14 protein-coding genes and 1 pseudogene are annotated in these 18,733 nt (G+C 67.4%); 4 read left to right on the forward strand and 11 right to left on the reverse strand.

Translation table 11 applies throughout. From position 1 onward, the window contains the following. Positions 1–122: 122 nt before the first annotated feature. The 3 genes and pseudogenes from VGC13_RS19695 to VGC13_RS19705 form a co-directional block, all read right to left on the reverse strand. Positions 123–411, reverse strand: a pseudogene (locus VGC13_RS19695) (IMP dehydrogenase); the annotation flags it as partial. A 73-nt stretch (positions 412–484) separates the two neighbouring features. After that, entirely contained in the window at positions 485–1,417 is a 933-nt protein-coding gene (locus VGC13_RS19700) for a ferritin-like protein (protein WP_331126998.1), read from the reverse strand. Positions 1,418–1,442: 25 nt separating this feature from the next. Then, on the reverse strand, positions 1,443–3,383 hold the full coding sequence (locus VGC13_RS19705) for a hypothetical protein (protein ID WP_331126999.1): 1,941 nt from the start codon (positions 3,381–3,383) through the stop codon (positions 1,443–1,445). Between the two features lie 377 nt (positions 3,384–3,760). Between VGC13_RS19705 and VGC13_RS19710 the strand changes: the two genes are divergently transcribed. The 4 genes from VGC13_RS19710 (at position 3,761) to VGC13_RS19725 (ending at position 8,522) form a co-directional block, all read left to right on the forward strand. Further along, positions 3,761–4,438, forward strand: coding sequence for a VTT domain-containing protein (locus tag VGC13_RS19710; RefSeq protein WP_331127000.1), 678 nt, complete (start codon positions 3,761–3,763; stop codon positions 4,436–4,438). 67 nt (positions 4,439–4,505) lie between these two features. Then, positions 4,506–6,605, forward strand: a complete 2,100-nt coding sequence (locus VGC13_RS19715; RefSeq protein ID WP_331127001.1) for a TonB-dependent receptor — start codon at positions 4,506–4,508, stop codon at positions 6,603–6,605. A 583-nt stretch (positions 6,606–7,188) separates the two neighbouring features. Then, on the forward strand, positions 7,189–8,220 hold the full coding sequence (locus tag VGC13_RS19720; RefSeq protein WP_331127002.1) for a M23 family metallopeptidase: 1,032 nt from the start codon (positions 7,189–7,191) through the stop codon (positions 8,218–8,220). A 47-nt stretch (positions 8,221–8,267) separates the two neighbouring features. Then, positions 8,268–8,522 (forward strand): LysR substrate-binding domain-containing protein, encoded by a 255-nt coding sequence (locus VGC13_RS19725; RefSeq protein WP_331127003.1) that lies wholly within the window; start codon positions 8,268–8,270, stop codon positions 8,520–8,522. A 104-nt stretch (positions 8,523–8,626) separates the two neighbouring features. Here VGC13_RS19725 and VGC13_RS19730 read toward each other — a convergent pair whose 3' ends face one another. The 8 genes from VGC13_RS19730 to VGC13_RS19765 all read right to left on the reverse strand — a co-directional run bounded on the left by VGC13_RS19730 (position 8,627) and on the right by VGC13_RS19765 (position 18,446). Next, positions 8,627–8,800 carry a hypothetical protein gene (locus VGC13_RS19730; protein ID WP_331127004.1) on the reverse strand — a complete coding sequence of 58 codons (174 nt, stop codon included), beginning with the start codon at positions 8,798–8,800 and terminating at the stop codon, positions 8,627–8,629. Positions 8,801–9,757: 957 nt separating this feature from the next. Next, complete coding sequence (locus VGC13_RS19735; RefSeq protein ID WP_331127005.1) at positions 9,758–9,931, reverse strand: hypothetical protein; 174 nt, start codon at positions 9,929–9,931, stop codon at positions 9,758–9,760. Positions 9,932–10,691: 760 nt separating this feature from the next. Then, a complete protein-coding gene (locus tag VGC13_RS19740) occupies positions 10,692–11,399 on the reverse strand; it encodes a TRADD-N-associated membrane domain-containing protein (RefSeq protein ID WP_331127006.1) in 708 nt (235 codons plus the stop codon). Continuing rightward, on the reverse strand, positions 11,399–12,232 hold the full coding sequence (locus tag VGC13_RS19745; protein ID WP_331127007.1) for a hypothetical protein: 834 nt from the start codon (positions 12,230–12,232) through the stop codon (positions 11,399–11,401). Before VGC13_RS19745 ends, VGC13_RS19740 begins: the two co-directional genes overlap by 1 nt. Positions 12,233–13,020: 788 nt before the next feature. Then, positions 13,021–14,043, reverse strand: coding sequence for a zinc-dependent alcohol dehydrogenase family protein (locus VGC13_RS19750; protein WP_331127008.1), 1,023 nt, complete (start codon positions 14,041–14,043; stop codon positions 13,021–13,023). 342 nt (positions 14,044–14,385) lie between these two features. Then, entirely contained in the window at positions 14,386–15,861 is a 1,476-nt protein-coding gene (locus VGC13_RS19755; protein WP_331127009.1) for a hypothetical protein, read from the reverse strand. Positions 15,862–16,073: 212 nt separating this feature from the next. Beyond that, a complete protein-coding gene (locus tag VGC13_RS19760) occupies positions 16,074–17,081 on the reverse strand; it encodes an alpha/beta hydrolase (protein WP_349264248.1) in 1,008 nt (335 codons plus the stop codon). A gap of 165 nt (positions 17,082–17,246) precedes the next feature. Continuing rightward, positions 17,247–18,446, reverse strand: a complete 1,200-nt coding sequence (locus VGC13_RS19765) for an MFS transporter (RefSeq protein WP_331127011.1) — start codon at positions 18,444–18,446, stop codon at positions 17,247–17,249. Between the last annotated feature and the right edge of the window lie 287 nt (positions 18,447–18,733).

The following is an 18,733-nucleotide window of genomic DNA, read 5'->3' on the forward strand; positions in this document are numbered from 1 at the left end:
CAGGGTGCGTCTACAAGCTTGTGCGGATATCGAACTTCGGCCTATAACCAGAACGACCGCAGCCATGGCTTCATGGCTGCGGTCGTTCTGTTGCTGTCATCGGCGCACGTCCTTCACCCGGTCTACGGAACCAGCAACGTCTTGATCGCGTGGCGCTCGTCCATGGCGCGGTAGCCGCCGGCCACCTGCTCCAGGGGGAGCGTCTGGTCAAAGACCTTGCCGGGGGTTGATCGTCCCCCTCCGGGTCCGGTCGATGAGGTCGGGGAGAAAGCGCCGAACCGGGGCAGGGCCCCCGTGCAGGTGCACCGCGGAAACGAAGTACTCCAGCCCCGGGATCGCCACGTCGTGGGTTACGCCCACGAAGCCGACGTGCCCGCCGGGGCGCGTGGAGCGGATGGCCTGCATCATCGACGAGGCTCCACGCGAACGGCCCCGCGCCGGTTTCCCGACGCGGGGCCGTGCCGTCCGCCGGGGAGCGGAACGGTCAGGGGTTCACGGGCTGGTACTCGAAGGTCGGACCCGCCTTCTGCCCGTTCTCCAGGTCGACGGACATCAGCGAGATGGCCTGCTGCTTGAGCGCCGACCCCGGCGGGTACAGGTCCGCGTGCGGGTTGGAGACCACGGGCCACACGCCCGCGGGGTCGAACGGAATGCGGTCGCCCGCGTATGCGTAGCCCGGGTCCTCCGGCACGGCGATCAGCCGGCGTCCGTACCAGATCTCCGCGAACTTGTAGTAGTGCGCCAGCTCGCCCTCCCCGTCCAGCGGAGACGTGGCCGTGCCCTCGCCCTGCTCCACGATCAGGTCGATCGCCGCCACCGCCGTTTCCACGTCGGTCACCGGGGTGATCTCGGGGAGGTAGGGCGCGCCGGAAACCTGGTGCTCCGGGTTTCCGGTAAAGATGTCGTCTCCGAGCTCGACGATGCGCTTGCGGATGGCGTCGTAGAACTGGCCGATGGTGGTGGGTTCGGCCGGCGCCGCGGCCAGCGCGGCGGTGCGGAGCGGGTACTGGTGCGGGTCCTCGGGCTCCTCGATCACCATGAACTCGTCGTGCACCAGCTGCTTCGAGAACGGGTGCAGTCCCACGGTGAGGTCGCTTTCCACCGCGCCCGGCAGCGGCCCGGGGTAGGTGGGGATGAACCCGGGCCGGTCGATTACCGGCGTGCCGCCCACCGCGTTGAGGATGTTGCAGGCCAGCGACATGTGCGTCATCTCCTCCACCACCACGCTGCGCAGGAGGGTGTAGACGTCCAGGTTCTGCCCCGGCTGCAGCGACTCGGGGCGAATGGAGTACAGCGCGTACAGGTACACGGGGATGGTGGCGTGCTCCAGCATCACGGCGTTCTGCAGCGAATCGCGCAGCCCTTGCACACCGCCCTGGTGCACGCGGGCGAGCAGCTGCGGTTTGAGCTTGATCATGGTGGTTGGCTCGCGGGCGAAAGGGTCAACGCTGCAGCACCAGCCGCCGCGCGGCGGCGGTGGCCTTGCCGGGGGCGGGGAGCGCCGGGTCCACGTCGCGCCGGGTGTCCACGGCGCTGGTGACGGGAATTCCCTCCAGCGCGGCGCCTGCCTCATCCGCGTCCGCGGTCCCGGCCGCGGACGCTTTCGCCGCCGCGGTGGCGGGCGCGCCCAGCAGCGGCCGGCCGTCGTCGCCCACGTCGGCGAGCCAGCGCAGGATCACGCTGCGCTTGTTCCCCGAAAGGTCGCGCACGGCGGGCATGTAGTTGGGGTCGTGCGGGTCCAGGCCAAAGGCCAGCAGGAGCAGGTTGCGGTTGGCGCAGACGCTCTCGTAGCTCGACAGGTCCAGGAACCGCCCCATCACGGGGTACAGGTTGGCGTACTGCTGAAAGACGGGCTGCAGGGCGCCGTGCCAGGTGGGCGGATCGTCGTGCGCGAAGCGGTCCCACACCAGCACGCTGATGAAGTGCCAGGGGCTGAACGGATAGGTGGGGTCGCCCAGCACCGCCCGCGGGATCGGCCGCACCCCGTACACCTGCCCGTCGATGTAGCCGCGCGCGTTGCGCGGGTCGCCCGCCGTGAGCGGCAGCCGCGCCGCGCCGTCGGCCCCGGTCGTGACCGAGGGGGGGAACGACACCCCGTCCGCGGGGGTGGCGACCGGCGGGGCGCCGGGGGTGGGCTGCAGCTGGCTGGGGTCCGCCACGGCGACGATCTCCGCCTTGGCCAGCGGCGTTCCGAAGCGGGTGGCGAACACGGTGGCCGCCTGCCCCTCTTCCCCCGCCTCCAGGCGGTAGACGTAGCGGTCGGCGCGCGCGAACAGCCCCGTCCGCGGCTCCGAGACGGCCACGGAGGGCTGGCCGAACGCGCCGGGCACCAGCAGCGCCAGCGGGTTCCCGGCGACCGCCTCCAGCTGCTCCGCCGTGAGCGCCCCCTTCGCCGGCACCTCCACCACGCCGGCCGTTTCTTCGTACCACCCGGCCCACAGGTAGTCGATGTCGCCCAGCGGAATGCTCTCCACCCCGTCGTCCGTGGGGCGCAGGCAGGCCAGCGACAGGGCGCCCAGGTCCTGGAAGGTTCCCGGCGGCGACGGCGGCTGCGCGTCGGGAGAAACCAGGGGAAGCGCGTTCCCCAGGTCCAGCAGCACCTTGCCGCGGGCCTCGTCCACCACGCCCACGCAGGCGTTGATGGCGCCGGCGGGGGCAAAGAAGTTTCCGCCCGGCGCGGCGTAGGGCATGAACTGCCGGCCCAGCACCAGGTGGTGCGGCTCGCCGGCCGCCGCCGGGCCGATGGTTCCCGCGATGCGCCCCTGGGTAAAGGTGGGCGACTTGTAGTTCATGTCGTACATGTCGACGTTGAACTTGATGGACAGCATCCCGCTCTCCGCCGACGCGTCGCGCAGGGCCGAGAGAAAGGGCGACTCGTCCACCGGGCCCCACTCCAGGTCGGTGATCACGGACTGGTACATGGCACCCGCCAGCCCGTCGCCCCCCGTGCCGGGCCAGCGGTCCCAGATGTCCATGAACGCGGCCACGTCGTAGCGCCCGCGCATCAGCGTGTCGCCGCCGGGCGTGGTCAGGCGCACCTCCAGCCCCCAGATCTCCGACACCAGCTGCTGCTCGGGGTCCAGGTCGGCCAGCTTGGCGGCGGTCTTCCGGTCCGAGTCGGCCACCAGGCACTGACGCACCGGGTCGCCGGCCCCCGCGGGCCCGCCGTCGGCGCCGAACGCGCCGGTCACCCGGCACCCGATGAAGCGCCAGTACGCGTCGCCCCCGGGGTTCCACCACCCCCGGGTGGCGCCGGCCCCGCGCTCCTGGTACTCGGGCTTGAAGGTGCTGTTGTTGTAGTGCGTGGGATCGTTGTTGACGGTGGACGGCGCCGTGAGGAACCGGCCACTGAAGTGCAGCCGCAGCGGGTTGAGGTAGCTCATGGGGGTTCCGGGGAGGGGACGTGTGGGCCCGCGCTCCCCTCCGGGGGGATGCGGGCCGCGAAAGAACGCGTTCGTTATCCGACGATTCCGCCGACAGGTTGCGCGGCGGTCCTCATCCGTGTCAACATGTTCGCGCCACCGCGACCGCGACCGCCCGCGGCCGGCGGTGCCCCGTCGTGGATCCTTCTCCGGGCCGGCCACGGTTGCGCGGAACGAGCGCCGGACGCATCCTGGAAAGAGACGGGTCTCGTCTTTTTTGCGTCGCTATGTGTAGCGTCGCACCCGGCGCCAGGCAAGGAAACGTTTGCCTCCCGCCGGACCCGCGCTTCCGTTTCTCTCGACCGGCGTCGCCCCCCGCCCCGCATCTTTTTTGACCGATGAAGCGATACTGGCTGTTCTGCGCCGGCGTTGCCGCCGTGTTCCTGGCCGTGTTCGGGGTGGCCGTGCTCCTGGGGGTGCCGGTGGACGACGCCCGCCCGTGGATGGGGGACGGGGGGGCGGCCGCGGCGCTGGCGGGCGTGGCGCTGCTCACCGCCGACGTGGTGCTTCCCGTTCCGTCCAGCGGGGTGATGCTGCTGAACGGGGTGCTGTTCGGCGTGTGGGTGGGCGCGGGGCTCTCGGTGGCCGGGTCGATGGGGTGCGCCGCGGTGTCGTTCTGGATGGGGCGCGCGGGGAGCCCGTGGGTGCGGCGGCTGGTGACGCCCGCGCAGCACGACCACGCGGCGCGCCTGCTGGAACGCTGGGGCGCGCTGGCGATCGTCGCCACGCGGCCCGTGCCCGTGCTGGCCGAGACGGTGGCGATCATGGCGGGCGCGTCGCGGCTGCGCTGGAGCACCGCCATGCTGGCCGCGTTCGCCGGCACGCTGCCGCCCGCGCTGGCGTACGCCGTGGCCGGGTCGGCCGCCGCGTCGCTCCGGGCGGGCACGCTGGTCTTTGCCGGCGTGGTGCTGCTGGGCGCCGGCTTCTGGTGGGCCGGCCGGCGCCGCTCCGCCGGGCTGGAGCCCGCGCCGCCGCCGGTCGGCCGTCCCGATCCCGCCGGTCCGGCGCGCCGCTGAGCCGGCCCCGGCGCGACCCGTCTTCGATTCTTCCCGACCCTCCCTCCCGAGCCGCAGGAGCGCCTGGATGCCCCCGAGCGCCGTCCCCCGATTCGCCGCCGCCGTTCTCCTTCCTCTCCTTTGCCTGCCCACCACGCGCGCCGGCGCGCAGGCGGACCCGTCCGCCGACTCCGCGCGGGCGCACGGGCTGGCGCCGGTGATCGTAACCGCCGAGCGGAGCCGCACCCCGCTGGCCGCCAGCACCGCCGCCGTGTCGGTGATCACGGGCGACGAGCTGCGGCGCGCGCCCGTGCGCACGCTGGCCGACGCCCTGCAGCGCGTCCCCGGCCTGGCGTTCGTCGACATGGACGGGCTGGGGCTGAACCCGCTCCCCACCGTGCGCGGGTTCTACGGCGGCGGCGAGGCCGAGTACGTGGTGCTGCTGGTGGACGGCCGGCCGGTGGGCGCGCAGCAGACGGGCGTGGCGCCGTGGGAGCTGGTCCCCGTGTCGGCCGTCGAGCGCGTGGAGGTGGTGCGCGGCGGCGCCTCGTCGCTGTACGGCGACGGGGTGCTGGGCGGGGTGGTGAACGTGGTCACGCGCGGCGAGGGCTTCCGCGGCTCGCGGTGGAGCGTGGCCGGCGGCGGCGCGGGGTGGTGGCGCGGCGCGGCGAGCGCGGCCTCTCCCGCCGGCAGCGCCTTTGCCGACGTGCAGCGCACCGGCGGCTTTCGCGACCACGCGGCGCGCACGGCGGCGGTGGCGGGGGGTGCGCTGCCCCTGGCCGTGGGGCGCGGCTCGGTCACGCTCAGCGCGCTGAACAGCTGGCGCGACTACCGCGAGCCGGGCGCGCTGACGGCGGCCCAGATGGCGGCCTCGCGCGTGCAGTCCAGCCCCTTCTTCCGCTTCGACCGGACGGACGACCGGCTGCACCGCCTGGCCGCCGACGTCGCGGCGCCGCTCGGCGCCTGGTGGCTGACCGGGTACCTGGCCGGCGAGTACCGCCACACCGACGGCGTGCGCACCGCCCTGCTGGCGCCCGGCTTCGCCGACGGGCAGGCGCGCGTGGCCGATGGGCGGCGGCTCCTGGGCTCGGCGCAGGCCGACGTGGCGCTGCCGGGGGGCGCGGGGCGGCTGCTGGCGGGGACCGACCTCTCCGCCGGGCGCGTGCGCAGCGAGTACCGCCCCGTGGCGTCGGGTGGGGAGGATGCGTTCCGGGCGGCCTCGGGGGCGCGTGGCGGCGTGGCGGCGCGCGGCGTGGGCGAGCGCACCGCCGCGGGGGCGTTCGCGCGCTACGAGGCCGCCCCGCTCCCGGCGGTGCGGCTCTCGCTGGGCGCGCGCGTGGATTGGCTGCGGGACGCGTTCCGCCCGTCGGTGCCCGACACCGCGCCCGCGCTGAGCGCGGAGCACACGGCGTTCAGCCCGCGCGCCGGGGTGAACGTGCGGGTGCTGTCGTCCCGCGGGCAGGAGGGGCACGTGTACCTGGCCGCCGGGCGCTCGTTCAAGGCCGCCACCCCCGACCAGCTCTACGACCAGCGCACGATCCCGGTTCCCTTTCCGCCGTACGGCGTCACCACCTCGAATCCGCTGCTGCGCCCCCAGCACGGCACCAGCACCGAGGCCGGGCTGTACCACCGCGCCGCGCTGGGCGCGGGCGCAAAGAGCGAGGTGTCGGTGGCGGCGTACCGGATGGAGATGCGCGACGAGCTCGACTTCGACCTTCAGCAGTTCCGCTACGTGAACCTGGGCCGCAGCCGCCACCGCGGGGTGGAGGCCTCGGCGCGGGTGGGCCACGCGGCCGGCGCGGTGTTCGCCACCTGGACGCTGCAGGACGTAACGTCGCGCACGGGCGAGACGATGGGAAAGGCGCTGAAGGCGATCCCCCGCAACTTCGCGAGCGCCGGCGTGGAGGCGGGCCGCGCCGGCGGGCCCTCGGCCTCGCTCTTCGCCTCGTGGGCGTGGGGGATCTGGCTCGACGACGCGAACACGCGCCGCCTCCCCGCCTTTGCCCGCGTCGACGCGCGGCTGTCGTACCCCGTGGGGCGGGTGAGCCTCACGGTGGACGCGTTCAACCTGCTGGACCGGAGCTACGCGACCACCGGGTATATGGACCCGTCGGGGAGCGACACCGCCTTCTACTTTCCGGCCGCGCGGCGCACGGTCCAGCTCGGCGCGACGGCGACCTTCCCCTGACCTTGCCGGATGGCGGAGACGACCGGCGCGGTTGCCTCCGCGCACCGCCGCGGCCGCTGAGCAGGTGCGCCGCGGGTCCGGGCACGAGACGGCGGGGCGCGCCGCGGAGGGGCGGTTTCGGGCGTGCAGGCGGGGCGCCCACCAAGGGTCAGGCGCCCTGCGCCGGGGGTTCGCCGAGAACGGCCACGACTTCGGGGTGGCCTTCGAGGCGCACGTCCTGACCAACGACCCAGGCCTCAACCTGCGCCTCGCGCTCGCCAGCGTGGGCCTGGCCCTGGCGCGCGAGGACAATCGTGCGGCCCTATATCGAGCGGGACGAGTTCGTCGCCGTGCTCGAGGAGTTCTCCGCCCGTTCCCCGCTTCTACCTCTACTCCCCCGCGCGCCGCCAGGCCTCCCCCGCCCCTCCGCGCGCCCATCGGCTACCTGCTCCGCGGGAGAGAAGGCCAGCGCCAGGAAGGATGACAGCGCGGGCTTCGGGACGATCGCCGTCCGGTCCTGCTACGCTGCCGCGTTGTTGTGGTGCGTGGCTCGGCACGATACTCATGAATCCTCCCGCGCTTCCACACGACCTAAAGAGAAGCCATGTCGCCCGCGCGTTTCTGCGCACTCCTCGCGCTCGCAGTGCTGGCCGGTTGCGGAGACTCCACCGGGCCGGCGCCGGAGGATGCCGCGTTCACCGCGCCGATCCAGGGCGCGCCGATGACGGACGTATTCTACGGGGCGTACATGGACCACGCCCCCGGCAGCGGTGCCCGGGACTACGCATGCGGCATCAAGGCGTACGACGGTCACGGGGGCGTCGACATCCTGCTGCGCAACTTCAGGGTGCAGGACAGCGGCGTATCGGTGATCGCGGCGGCGGAGGGGACCGTGGCACGGGTAGCCGACGGACTTGCCGATCGCAGCACCACGTGGGACACCGAAGGCCTCGGGAACTACGTCGAGATCTCCCACCCCGGCGGGTCGAGCACGTTCTATGGCCACCTCCGCCGCGGCTCAGTCGCGGTCAAACAGGGTGAGCGAGTGGAACGTGGTGCGCTCCTGGGGCTGGTGGGCAGCTCGGGCAGGTCCAACTGGCCGCACCTGCACTTCGAAGTTCGCAGGGGCGGAATCTCGCTCGATCCCTTCGCCGGCGAGTGCTCGTCGACGAAAAGCCTCTGGGCGGACCAGCTCGCCTATCAGGACGCGTTCAAGGTTACGGATGCCGGCCTGACGGACCAGCCGACTACCCGGGACGTGCTGCTGGAACGGCCGCCCACGCTCAGCGCATTCCCGTTGAATGCCGCCGGCTTCCGGTTCTGGCTCCAGGTCGCGAACCAGCCGGCGGCCACCATCCGGTTCGAGCTGCGTGCCCCGGGAGGTGCGCTCAGGGACGCAGGAACGCTGCAGGTAAGCGCTGCGTTCAGCATGCGCTACCTGCTGCTGCACGTCCCGGTGAGTGGCGCGCTCACCGAGGCCGGCGCGTGGGAGATCCGGACGTACCAGGACGGCCAGCTCATCTGGACCGAGCCCTTCACGCTGCTGCCAGCGGCCGCCGCGGATGCCGCCGGTACGCCGTCGCTGCGCGGCAAGCCCACCTTCGAGGTGCAGGTGATCGACCAGACGCTGCCTTAGCGGGACGGAGGAAGTACCCCGGTACTGAAGACGGGCACGACTTCGCCGTGGCCTTCGAAGCGTGCGTCCTCACCAACGACCCGGCCCTCAACCTGCGCCTCGCGCTCGCCTGCGTGGGCCTGGCCCTGGCGCGCGAGGACGTCGTGCGGCCCCACATCGAACGCGGCGGGCTCGTCTCGGTGCTCAAGGAGTTCTCCACCCCATTCCCCGGCTTCTACCTCTACTACCCCGCCCGTCGACAGGCCTCCCCCGCCCTCCGCGCCCTCATCGACTACCTGCTCCAGATGCGGCAGGCGCGGTGAGCGTGGTGGGGCCTGATGGTACACGCAACGGCAAGCAGCGTCGATACAAGGCGGTCCCAGCGAGTCCTTCTCGCCGGGACCGAAGCCTTCCGCTACGCCGAGCGTTACGTCGCGAGCCGCCGCACCACCTCCACTGCGCCAAGCTTGTAGACCGTCACGCACACCAGCTCGTCCTGTGGATCACGCACCTCCCACCAGCGGTCCTTCTCGCTCTTCACGACCTTGTACGCGAGTTGCGCGGCGGGTGCGGGCGCGTTGTCGTGCTGCTTCCTGACCATCGTCGACCAGCTAATTGAGCGCCAGTCTCGAGAGGCCACAACAGCACTCGCGGAGCTGAGTCATTCCATTAGATCCGGGCTTGGTGGTCCGGTGCCGTTATCACCTGTGCTTGGACAATCTCATTCCATTCACTAGCTTCGGATGTGTCAATCTCGCTCAGTACAGCGCTTACCATCCGCCGAATATCCAGTATCGATTTCGCACCGACTCCGCCAGATTCACGGGCGAAAAGCTCATCCTCCGCCTCCCGAATTAGGCGCCGCAGGTACGTTGCACGCTCAGTAGCTCCAAGTGACCTGAGGTCGGGTCGGTATCGCTGCTGCACTACTTGGGATAGGAGAACAACCAAGCCGAGGCTGCCAGTCCAATAGTCCGAAAGCGAGGCTTGGAGGAAGGCGGATGCAAGGGCGGCCCCAACCAAGTAGTGGCTCGCGGTAAGCGCTCCACTCATTCTGCGGTACCATGTAGCTGCAGACTCTTGCCGGCGCAAAGCGCGTTGCGCATCAGGGATGCGCGCCTGCACGACAGGGTCTGCATTGGGAACCGTATCAGTAGCAACATCGGTAACTGAACGTCTTTCACTAAAGAAGTACCCAAGCACAAACGCGAGTAATGCCCCCCCGGCGGATAATACAAATGAGGAAATAGCTAGGACATCTTGTAGCGAAGTTACGAGGTTGTCGGTCTGCATGATAATTCGTAGGAAAATGCATTCGGCTCACTGGTCTGTCCTTCGTGTGTGTCTAAGTAGGCTGAAATCCCGGGATCCGCAAGCGTCTTGATACGATCGGCTCGACCACGGCACGCTCCCAGTACCAACATTAGGAGCAGAACTGGAAGCTAATGAGTTCGCTTTCCAACGTTTCGATGGCAAGTGTTGCCAGCCATGCGGTTGCACCCGCACAATTACAGCAGCCGCGGCGTCCTTCACCGCGGCTGCTGCACTCTGCCCTGTCTCACGCCGCGAGCCGTCGTACCACCTCCACCGCTCCGCGCTTGTACACGGCCACGCACACCAACTCGTCCTGCGGATCACGCACCTCCCACCAACGGTCCTTCTCGCGCTTGACGACCTTGTAGGCGGGCTGCGCGGCGGGTGCGGGCGCGTCGTCCTGCTGCTTCCTGGCCATCGTGACCTCTCATCCTCTTGACCCCGGCCGTCCAGCAGGGCAACTTTGGCGAGCGGGCAGCCTTCGGGTCGGTTCGCGTATCCCGGGCTGGTCGAGCTTCTTTCACGGAGAGATCGGCCAGCCTTGTCCTTTAGCCCTGCGGTTAATAACATAATTAACCACAGGGCCATTGTCAATATAAAATTTAACCAATACAGACGCGTGAACTACAAAGAAGCCACTGACAGGCTATTCGAACGAATAACCGCTGAGGATCTGGCAGCAGAACTCGGTCTGTCCCAGAATGCTATCGCCCGGGCACGGCTTGATCCAGCTACCCGCGGATACCGGCCACCGCCGGCCGCTTGGGAGGCTGCTGTCGCAACAGTCGCCGAGAGGCGAGGCAGGCAGTTACTGGACCTTAGCCGTGAGCTGAAGGAGCTTTCATGATCATTGACGATTGGCTAACCTATCAGCTAACTGAGGGAAAACTGAGGGAAGGTCGAGTATGCCACAGGATCAACAAAGTGGAGCCGCTGCTGCCGAGTGGGATCTAGCAACTGGCCAGAAGGTCGCGGAACAGCTTGGGGCCACCCCACTCATCCACACATCCAATGAGTGTATGCTGAGCGGCAAGCGGATCGTCATCAAATGCGCAAAGCCGGAAACAGACAGCGTCAGGAGTGACATTGCCAATGCTCGAACGCTTGTCCCGCGTCTTTGGTACATTTCAGCAGCAAGACGGGAACTCGGACTTGACGATGCCGAAAATCGCGAGCATTTACATCCCTTTCTCGGCGAGGTCAACCTCTGCAGGCTCACGTCCTTTAGACGCTCGCTTTGCTTTCGGAGTTGCACCATTGAGTGAAGGATTGCCTCCGGCGTTGCGTCCCCTAATGCCCGCGAAGTGCAAACAGAGATCGTACTGGAGTTGGGAGCGAACATCGGGATTGGCGACCAGATCACATAACCTGAGCGCATCGGATACACGTCGGTCTAGCCGCAGTTTCTCGAAAAACTCGGTCATAGCCTTCTGAGCTTGGTTTAGTCTTGAAAAGAAGAGCAAAGCAACCGCATCGATAATCAGACCAGAAATTATACCTGAATACCGAAAATCTCCTTGTGCTGGATCCATCAGCGGGATGATGATTCCGACCACCACAATAATTCCAAAACCTAAAGTGGCAGCTGCGATGCTAAACAGAAATGACACCTGTGCTTGTCTCAGGATGTGCTTGTAATACTGGAATACCTGACTAATCTGCTGATTTTCCGCACTTACACGCATTTCCTCCAAGCGCACCCTATCGTCGCCGCCATTTCCATTCTGAATTAAGGCCGGTCCACTCAGTGCCTCAGCGCTGAAATCGGGAAGCTCCAAATATGAAAGCCTGTCCCAAAGCTTCCGTGACGAAAGCGCAACGAAAAACAGGCCAACTAATATGATGAGGCCGAGAATCGTTGCGGTGCTAGCGATGGCATCGTTCACTATCGCCTCCTTCTTTGGCGATCTATGGGGGTAGTGTCACGTTCAGTAGGGCCGGAGCCACTTGCTTCTACAGTAGGTCTTTGCCTCAACAATTCTCCTAAGCGAGCGGTGTCTCTCTCAAGGGTCGAGAGTCGTGCTCGTGTACCCGTCAGTTCCGCGTTGCGCGTGCGTAGCGAGTCTTCTAACTCCCCTACTCTGCCTCGAAAGGTCGCGGTGTCCTGTTCCAACTGTGTTGCTCGGGCCTCTGCACCTTCCGCTCTGGCTCGAAGCCCTTCGACCTGCTGCTGCAGCCCATTCCTTTCCGAAGTCAAGGCACTTTGCGCAATCTCAAGATCTTGCAATGTAGTACCGAGTTGTCGAACCGTGCTATGTAGCTGTACCGTATCACTCTGAAGTCCGAATATAGAAACAGAGTCCTCACGAATGCGAGCGAGTAGAATTTGGATTCGCTCATTACGACCTTGTAATGCGGCAGTGATCGCCAAGGCGGAGTCACGAACTGCACTAAGTTCTACGCGCTGACCTTGGTTGACGCTATCAAGAGCAGATCGCATATACGCAAGTCTTTGGATTTCAAGGGCCAACTGAGAACTGTGTCGCTCTAGTGCTTCACCTTCACGTTCAAGTTCCGAGATTATCAGGCGATGTTCGGAGAGTTGGTGTTGGAACGTCAAGGTCTCTGTTCTTTGGTATATCCAGCCGAAGACCGCCAGAGAAGCGAGGCTGACCATGGACAGCAGTAGAAAGGCACGTCGACGCACCAGTCGGAACTGATGATCCAGAGCGAATTCATCCGACATTGGGACTTCAACGGATTTGTTCAGATTCAGCATAGCAGTGCTCACTAGTTACTCGGATTAACCGTGGCTTCGCCCGATAAACCACAAGCTGAATCCTCTCTGCCGGGGGGGCGGCACCTTCGAAAGAGTGCAAAACCAAAAGGCAACGATTTAGCATTGCAGCATTCTTTGCGGTTAGGATGGCTCTGATAGCAGCGTAGAGCCCAAGAAATACGACCAGCCCCGCCAATAAATCAAGACCAACCTTTACCTGAGAAGTAATAGCACTTGGCACTTTAAGACCAACATACGCGACCAACATTACGGCAAAGACAAGTACACCAAAACAACAGACGCTGTAAACTCGCCGGTGGTACTCAAACCAACGCACACTGTACTGCAGGTCGCGGCGAATCAGTTCCAAGCAGTGAGAGGGGGGTGGCATCGTGGAGTTGATATGGGAGGGTTGGTGGGAACAGCAGGTGCATTCTAAGACGCTTACTGGACAAATTCAAGAACAATGAATCGCGACCGAGAAAGGGCGCGGAGGGAGACATCCCCTCCGCGCCCTTTCTCGCATTCCATAGCGTCAGTCCGCCGGCTCCCCTTCACCCCACGCCTTCCGGCACGGACTTCGATTCCCGGCGCGGCGTCACGCACCCGGCGGTGCCCTGCCGCTCCACGCCGTAGCGCAGGAACAGCGCGGGCCACCAGCATGTTGAGCACGATGGCCGTTAGGCCACCCAGTACCACGACCGCCAGTGGCCTCTGGATCTCGTTCTCCGGCTCACCGCCGGCAGCGCCCGTCCTGTGGTTCGTTCACCAACGCGTCGTCCCGCGGCCTACGGCACCAGCAGGGTCTTGATGGCGCGGCGCTCGTCCATGGCGCGGTAGCCGTCGGCCACCTGCTCCAGCGGGAGCGTCTGGTCGAAGACCTTGCCGGGGTTGATCGTCCCCTTCCAGATCCGGTCGATGAGGTCGGGGAGAAAGCGCCGGACCGGGGCGGGGCCGCCGTGCAGGTGCACCGCGGAAAAGAAGTACTCCAGCCCCGGGATCGCCACGTCGTGGGTCACGCCCACGAAGCCCACGTGCCCGCCGGGGCGCGTGGAGCGGATCGCCTGCATCATCGACTCCTGCGTGCCCACCGCCTCGATCACCGAGTGGGCGCCCAGCCCATCGGTCATGTCCTTGATGCGGGCCACCCCCTCGTCGCCGCGCTCCGTCACGACGTCGGTGGCGCCGAACTCCAGGCCGAGCTTCTGCCGGTCCTCGTGGCGGCTCATCAGGATGATGCGCTCCGCCCCCATCTGCTTCGCGGAAAGCACGCCGAGCAGCCCCACGGCGCCGTCCCCCACCACCGCGACCGTCTTGCCGGGCGCCACGTCGGCCGCGTGGGCCGCGAACCAGCCGGTGCCCAGGACGTCGGAGGCCGCGAGCAGGCTGGGGATCATCTCCGCGTCCGGCAGCTCCGGCGTGCCGACCAGGGTGCCGTCCGCCAGCGGGACGCGCAGGTACGGCGCCTGCGCGCCCTCCGCGCCCATGGGCCGGGCGTCCACGCACCGGCTCTGGTATCCCGCGTGGCAGATGGGGCAGGTGTTGTCGGAGGCGAAGAACGACCCCACCACGAACTGCCCCTTCTTCACGGTGCGGACCGCGCTGCCCACCTCCTCGACGATGCCGACGTACTCGTGGCCCATCGGCGTGGGGCCCTCGATCGGCTGGATGCCGCGGTAGGGCCACAGGTCGGAGCCGCAGACGCAGCTGGCCGAAAGGCGGATGATCGCGTCCGTGGGCTCGATGATCCTGGGGTCCCCGCGCTCCTCGAAGCGCACGTCGCCCGGTCCGTAGAGAACTGCTCCCTTCATCCTGATCCGCTCCAGTTTTCGCTCGTCGTGTGAGGGGCAGCGCGGGTTCGCGCCGGCCGTGTACTGCTCGCCGCGCACGTGCTCCATCCCGCCGGCCGCCTTGCCGCCCTGCGCCGATCAGGTGAATGGGGCCGGAGCCGGCTTTCGGTCGTTCTCCGAAGCGTCCCTTCCGGCAACCAAGGTAGCGGAGAGACTGGGGCAGACAAACGGGGCAGAGATTCACACCCCGGTGCCTGCAGGTTGACAATGGCCGATGTCACGCGACGGAAGCGGCTCCCCTCCGTGCACGGAGGGGAGCCGCTCGCGGCCCGGGGGCCGTTCGGCGCCTGTACGAGGCGCGGCTTACTGCAGCCCCATCCTCTGCTTGGTGACGGTGATGGCCGTGCTCACCATGCAGTTGTCGACGAAGTCGTTGAGGAACACCACCAGCCCCGAGTTCGACAGGTTCTTCGACACGTTCTGCTGCAGCCACGGATTCGTGGCGATGTCGAAGCTCGCCTTGGTGGACAGCAGCGGCGACGACGCGTTGCTCTCCGTGGCGATGGAGGGAACGATCACCGGCGCACCCAGGTTCGTCGCGGTGCCCTGCATCTGGAGCACGGTGTAGTCGTACTTCGCCTGGTCGGCCGCGTTCATCTGCCCCAGCGCCTGCAGGATGGGACCGGGCGTGACCGTGGCGTACAGCGAATCGGAGTACGAGTCGTACTTGGTGGTTTCGGGCGGCGAGCTGATCTGGTTCAGAAAGATCAGCCGCGTGTTGCTCTGCAGCAGCTCGTTCACGGTTTTGGCCAGGCTGGTCTTGTCGCCGATACCGATGGCGCCGGTCAGCCCGGTGTTGGTGAACGCGGCCGCCAGGTCGGTGTCGAGCTGCTGTGGCGTGGGATACATCGACGCTTCGGCGAAGCCCTGGGTGTTCGCGCTCACCACCACGATCTCGCTGGGGTGGGCGTGCAGCCACACCAGCACGTCCTGCAGGAACGAGACGTACGGGTACCCGGGGATCACCGCGTGCTGGTGGTAGCGCACCCCCGGGCTGAAGGCGGCGATCTGCGACGCCAGCGTGCCGGGGCGAAAGTCGAAGTAGCGGGTGCCCAGGCTCAGCATGGTGGTCACCGTGTCCTTCTGCGTGATGGCCAGGTTGGTGATCGCGCGCGGCGCCAGCGAGATCACCAGCTCCCCCAGCACGGGGCTGAGCACCTTGAGCGCGTCGAGCAGCGCCTGGGAAAACGGGCTGTTCAGGATCGCCTGCACCGTGCTCATGGTGCACATCCCCGCGTCGTGCGCGCCGGGAAGCGCAAACTGATGGAACGGGCAGTCCCCCGCCTGCGGATATGCGTTCACCAGGTCGCCCATCCACGTCGCGTAGTTGTCGGAGACGTAGACGTAGAGCTGGTCCTGGTTGGTGAGCGGGGTGCCGATCCCCGAGCCCGCGTCGTAGAAGCCGTACGAGAGCGCGAAGCCCGGCCCCGTGCTGGACGGGGTGTTCAGCATCACCGACATCGTGCCGCCCTCCGTCTGCCCGGTGAACGAGTTGATCTGCTCGAACCCCGTGCCGGCGGTCGCGCCGTTGCGGATGGCGCTCCACGACAGCGTGCCCGTGTAGTTGAACCACCCGGGGATGTTGGCCGAATCGATCTGAAGGTTCTGGTGGGTGAAGTTCTGCGCCGGCCCGGAGTCGCGCGTGATCGCGGGCGCCGTCACCTGGACCCCGAACGCCGGCCCCGAGGCAAAGGTGTAGAAGTCCACGCCCTTGCTCACGGAGAAGAGGCCCTCGGCCGCGGGCGCGGCGGCGGAGGGGGATGTGCTGGTGTCGGACATGAAGGCTCCTTGTTGATGAATGGGAGGAACGCGTCCCGCATAGATCCATGGCGTCGCAGCCGATGCACTGCGGCAGACGCGCGAGAGGTTCACACTATCATAGCGAGGCCACGCCCGCCGCGGAACTGCTACGAAATGGGTATCAGCAACTCCTTGCCGAATCAGACCGGCCGAGAGGGCACGCACCGGCTGCGGCGAGTGCCCTCTCCCGTTCAGCGAAGGTGCCGGGTGAAGAACGACGTGAGCGTGTCCCACGGGATCAGGTCCACGCGGTCGTACAGGTCCACGTGGCCGGCGCCGGGGACGATGAACAGCTCCCTCGGCTCGGCCGCTCGCCGGTACGCGTCCTCGCTGAACTCGCGCGAGTGCGCATCGTCACCCGTGATGAACAGCATGGGACGAGGGGAGATCGTCTCGATGTCGTTGAACGGGTAGAAGTTCATGAACTTTACGTTGCTGGTCAGCGTGGGGTGCGTCGTCAGCAGCGGTGACTGGCCCGCAGGGGTGTATTCGCCCCGGGGCGTGCGGTAGAAGTCGTAGAATTCGCGCTGGATGGGGTGCGTGTCCGCGGTCAGCGCGTGCACGGTTCCGCTGGTGTACCGGGTCTCGCCCCCGGCAAACTCCACGTAGCGCTGTTCCGCGGCCTCGGCGATGATCTGCCTGCGCTGCTCGACGGTTTGCGATCCCCGCAGGGCGTTGCGGGCGGCGGATCCCATGTCGTACATGCTGACCGTGGCGACGGCCTTCATGCGCGGGTCGATCTTGGCCGCGCTGATGACGAAGCTGGCGCTGCCGCAGATCCCCAGGACACCGATCCGGCCACGGTCCACGAACGGCTGCGTGCCCAGGAAATCGACCGCCGCGCTGAAGTCCTCCGCGTAGATGTCCGGGGAGACGACGTTGCGCGGCTGGCCCTCGCTCTCGCCCCAGAAGGAGAGGTCCAGGGACAGGGTCACGAAGCCCCGTTCCGCCAGCCGGGTGGCGTACAGGTTGGCGCTCTGCTCCTTCACCGCGCCCATGGGGTGGCCCACGACGATCGCCGCGTTCCTCATGCTCCGGTCCAGGTTCCCGGGAATGAACAGGTTCCCCGTGACCATCATCTGGTACTGGTTCCTGAAGGCGACCTTCTGCACGGTCACCTTGTCGCTGGTGTAAAAGTTGTTCGCGCCGCTGGACATGTCCTGCGCCTTCAGGAGGGGGACCTCGACGACCGGCAGCATGCCGATCACCATGGCCCCGGTCGCCGCGAGCCGGAGAAGCAGGCGCCGGCCGGCACCCCGGCCCGTGGATCCATCCGTAACCGCCCGAACAGCGGCATGCAGTATTGCGTTCATTCTTGACTCTCCTATTGCAGCAAAGAAGTGGATTCCGGAAATCGTGCCGATTCAGTTCCGTCGCGCCGCGCGCCAGCCCATCGCCGCGAGCAGGGCCGAGGCACAGAGCGCGGCCGCGCTGACCGCGAAGGTGCTCTCGTATCCGCTGCGGTCGTAGATGAAGCCGCCCGCCGTCGCGCCGAGGGCGATGGCCAGCTGGACGACGGCGACCATCAGCCCGCCGCCGGCTTCCGCATCGTCGGGGAGCACCCTGCTCAGCCACGTCCACCACGCGACCGGCGCGGCCGTGCCGATCAACCCCCATCCCGCCAGCAGGACGCCCACCGCGAGGGGAGACACGCCGAGGGTCGTGAGCGCGACGGCGATGGCGGCCATCGCGAGCGGCATCGCGATCAACAGGCTGTAGAGCCGCGTCCGCAGCATCCGCCCGATCAGCCAGGTGCCGAGCAGCCCCGCGACGCCGGTGACCAGCAGCAGCAGCGAGAGCGTGGATACGTCCACCCGCGTGACCGTCTCCAGGAACGGGCGCAGGTAGGTGTACAGGGCGAACTGGCCCAGGAAGAAGAGCGTGATCGCCGCCATCCCCAGCGGCACCTGCGGACGGCGCAGGACGCGGAAGACCGTGCCGCCGCCCGCACCGCGCGCGGAAGGCATCGGGGGCAGGCTCGTCCACAGCCAGCCAAGGGTGATCGCCGCCAGCGGAACCACGGCGAAGAAGGCGCCGCGCCACCCGACGTACTGCCCCAGGAAGCTGCCCAGCGGCGCGGCGATGGTCGTCGCCAGCGCGTTGCCGCCGTTCAGCATCCCCAGCGCGCGCGGGACGTCCGCCTCCGGCACCAGGCGCATGACGGTGGCCGCCGACATCGACCAGAAGCCGCCGATGACGACGCCGATGAGCGCGCGCCCGGCCATGAAGACGGAGGCGTTGGGCGCGAGCGCCACCATCGCGCCCGACACCAGCATCAGCACCGCCAGCCACAGCAGCACGCGGCGGCGGTCGATCCCGCGCGTCGCCTGCGAGATGCCCAGGCTGGTCAGGACGGCGAAGATCCCCGAGACGGCGATCGCCTGGCCCACGCGGCCCTCCGTCATGCGCAGGTCGCCGGCGATCGGCGTCAGCAGGCTTACGGGCATGAACTCGGACGCGATCAGCGTCGCCACGCACAGCGTGAGGGCGAACACGGCGCCCCACCCGTGCGCCGCCCGCGGCATCCGCTCCGCGGGCGCGCCGGGCACATCATCGAAATCCATCGTCGCGACCTGGACTGGCATGGAACTACCTCAGAGTGCGCTTAAGAATCAGCCTGACCTTTGATTTCCTGAGAGGGTGTTGCTAAACCCTCAAACTCACAAAGAAGCGATGACTTCCTGAGGGTGTGTTCAAGAATCGCTGTGGTCGCGCCGGTCTGTCATTTCGAAGGAGGCGCCACACCGCACCATCGGCTCGCACGAAATCCTGCGCGCCGACTGAGAAATCTACTGTCTGCTGCTGGTGCCCCGCCGCACCGCTCCGGCACTGGCCCTGTCCGCCCGTGTCG

Source organism: Longimicrobium sp., from assembly GCF_036399255.1.
GTDB lineage: Bacteria > Gemmatimonadota > Gemmatimonadetes > Longimicrobiales > Longimicrobiaceae > Longimicrobium.

Coding starts and splice junctions, on each gene's coding strand:
- VGC13_RS19720 (WP_331127002.1), top strand. CDS start 7,189: ATGTCGCCCGCGCGTTTCTGCGCACTCCTCGCGCTCGCAGTGCTGGCC.
- VGC13_RS19735 (WP_331127005.1), bottom strand. CDS start 9,931: ATGGCCAGGAAGCAGCAGGACGACGCGCCCGCACCCGCCGCGCAGCCC.
- VGC13_RS19700 (WP_331126998.1), bottom strand. CDS start 1,417: ATGATCAAGCTCAAACCGCAGCTGCTCGCCCGCGTGCACCAGGGCGGT.
- VGC13_RS19715 (WP_331127001.1), top strand. CDS start 4,506: ATGCCCCCGAGCGCCGTCCCCCGATTCGCCGCCGCCGTTCTCCTTCCT.
- VGC13_RS19710 (WP_331127000.1), top strand. CDS start 3,761: ATGAAGCGATACTGGCTGTTCTGCGCCGGCGTTGCCGCCGTGTTCCTG.
- VGC13_RS19765 (WP_331127011.1), bottom strand. CDS start 18,446: ATGGATTTCGATGATGTGCCCGGCGCGCCCGCGGAGCGGATGCCGCGG.
- VGC13_RS19745 (WP_331127007.1), bottom strand. CDS start 12,232: ATGCTGAATCTGAACAAATCCGTTGAAGTCCCAATGTCGGATGAATTC.
- VGC13_RS19760 (WP_349264248.1), bottom strand. CDS start 17,081: ATGCTGCCGGTCGTCGAGGTCCCCCTCCTGAAGGCGCAGGACATGTCC.
- VGC13_RS19750 (WP_331127008.1), bottom strand. CDS start 14,043: ATGAAGGGAGCAGTTCTCTACGGACCGGGCGACGTGCGCTTCGAGGAG.
- VGC13_RS19705 (WP_331126999.1), bottom strand. CDS start 3,383: ATGAGCTACCTCAACCCGCTGCGGCTGCACTTCAGTGGCCGGTTCCTC.
- VGC13_RS19730 (WP_331127004.1), bottom strand. CDS start 8,800: ATGGTCAGGAAGCAGCACGACAACGCGCCCGCACCCGCCGCGCAACTC.
- VGC13_RS19755 (WP_331127009.1), bottom strand. CDS start 15,861: ATGTCCGACACCAGCACATCCCCCTCCGCCGCCGCGCCCGCGGCCGAG.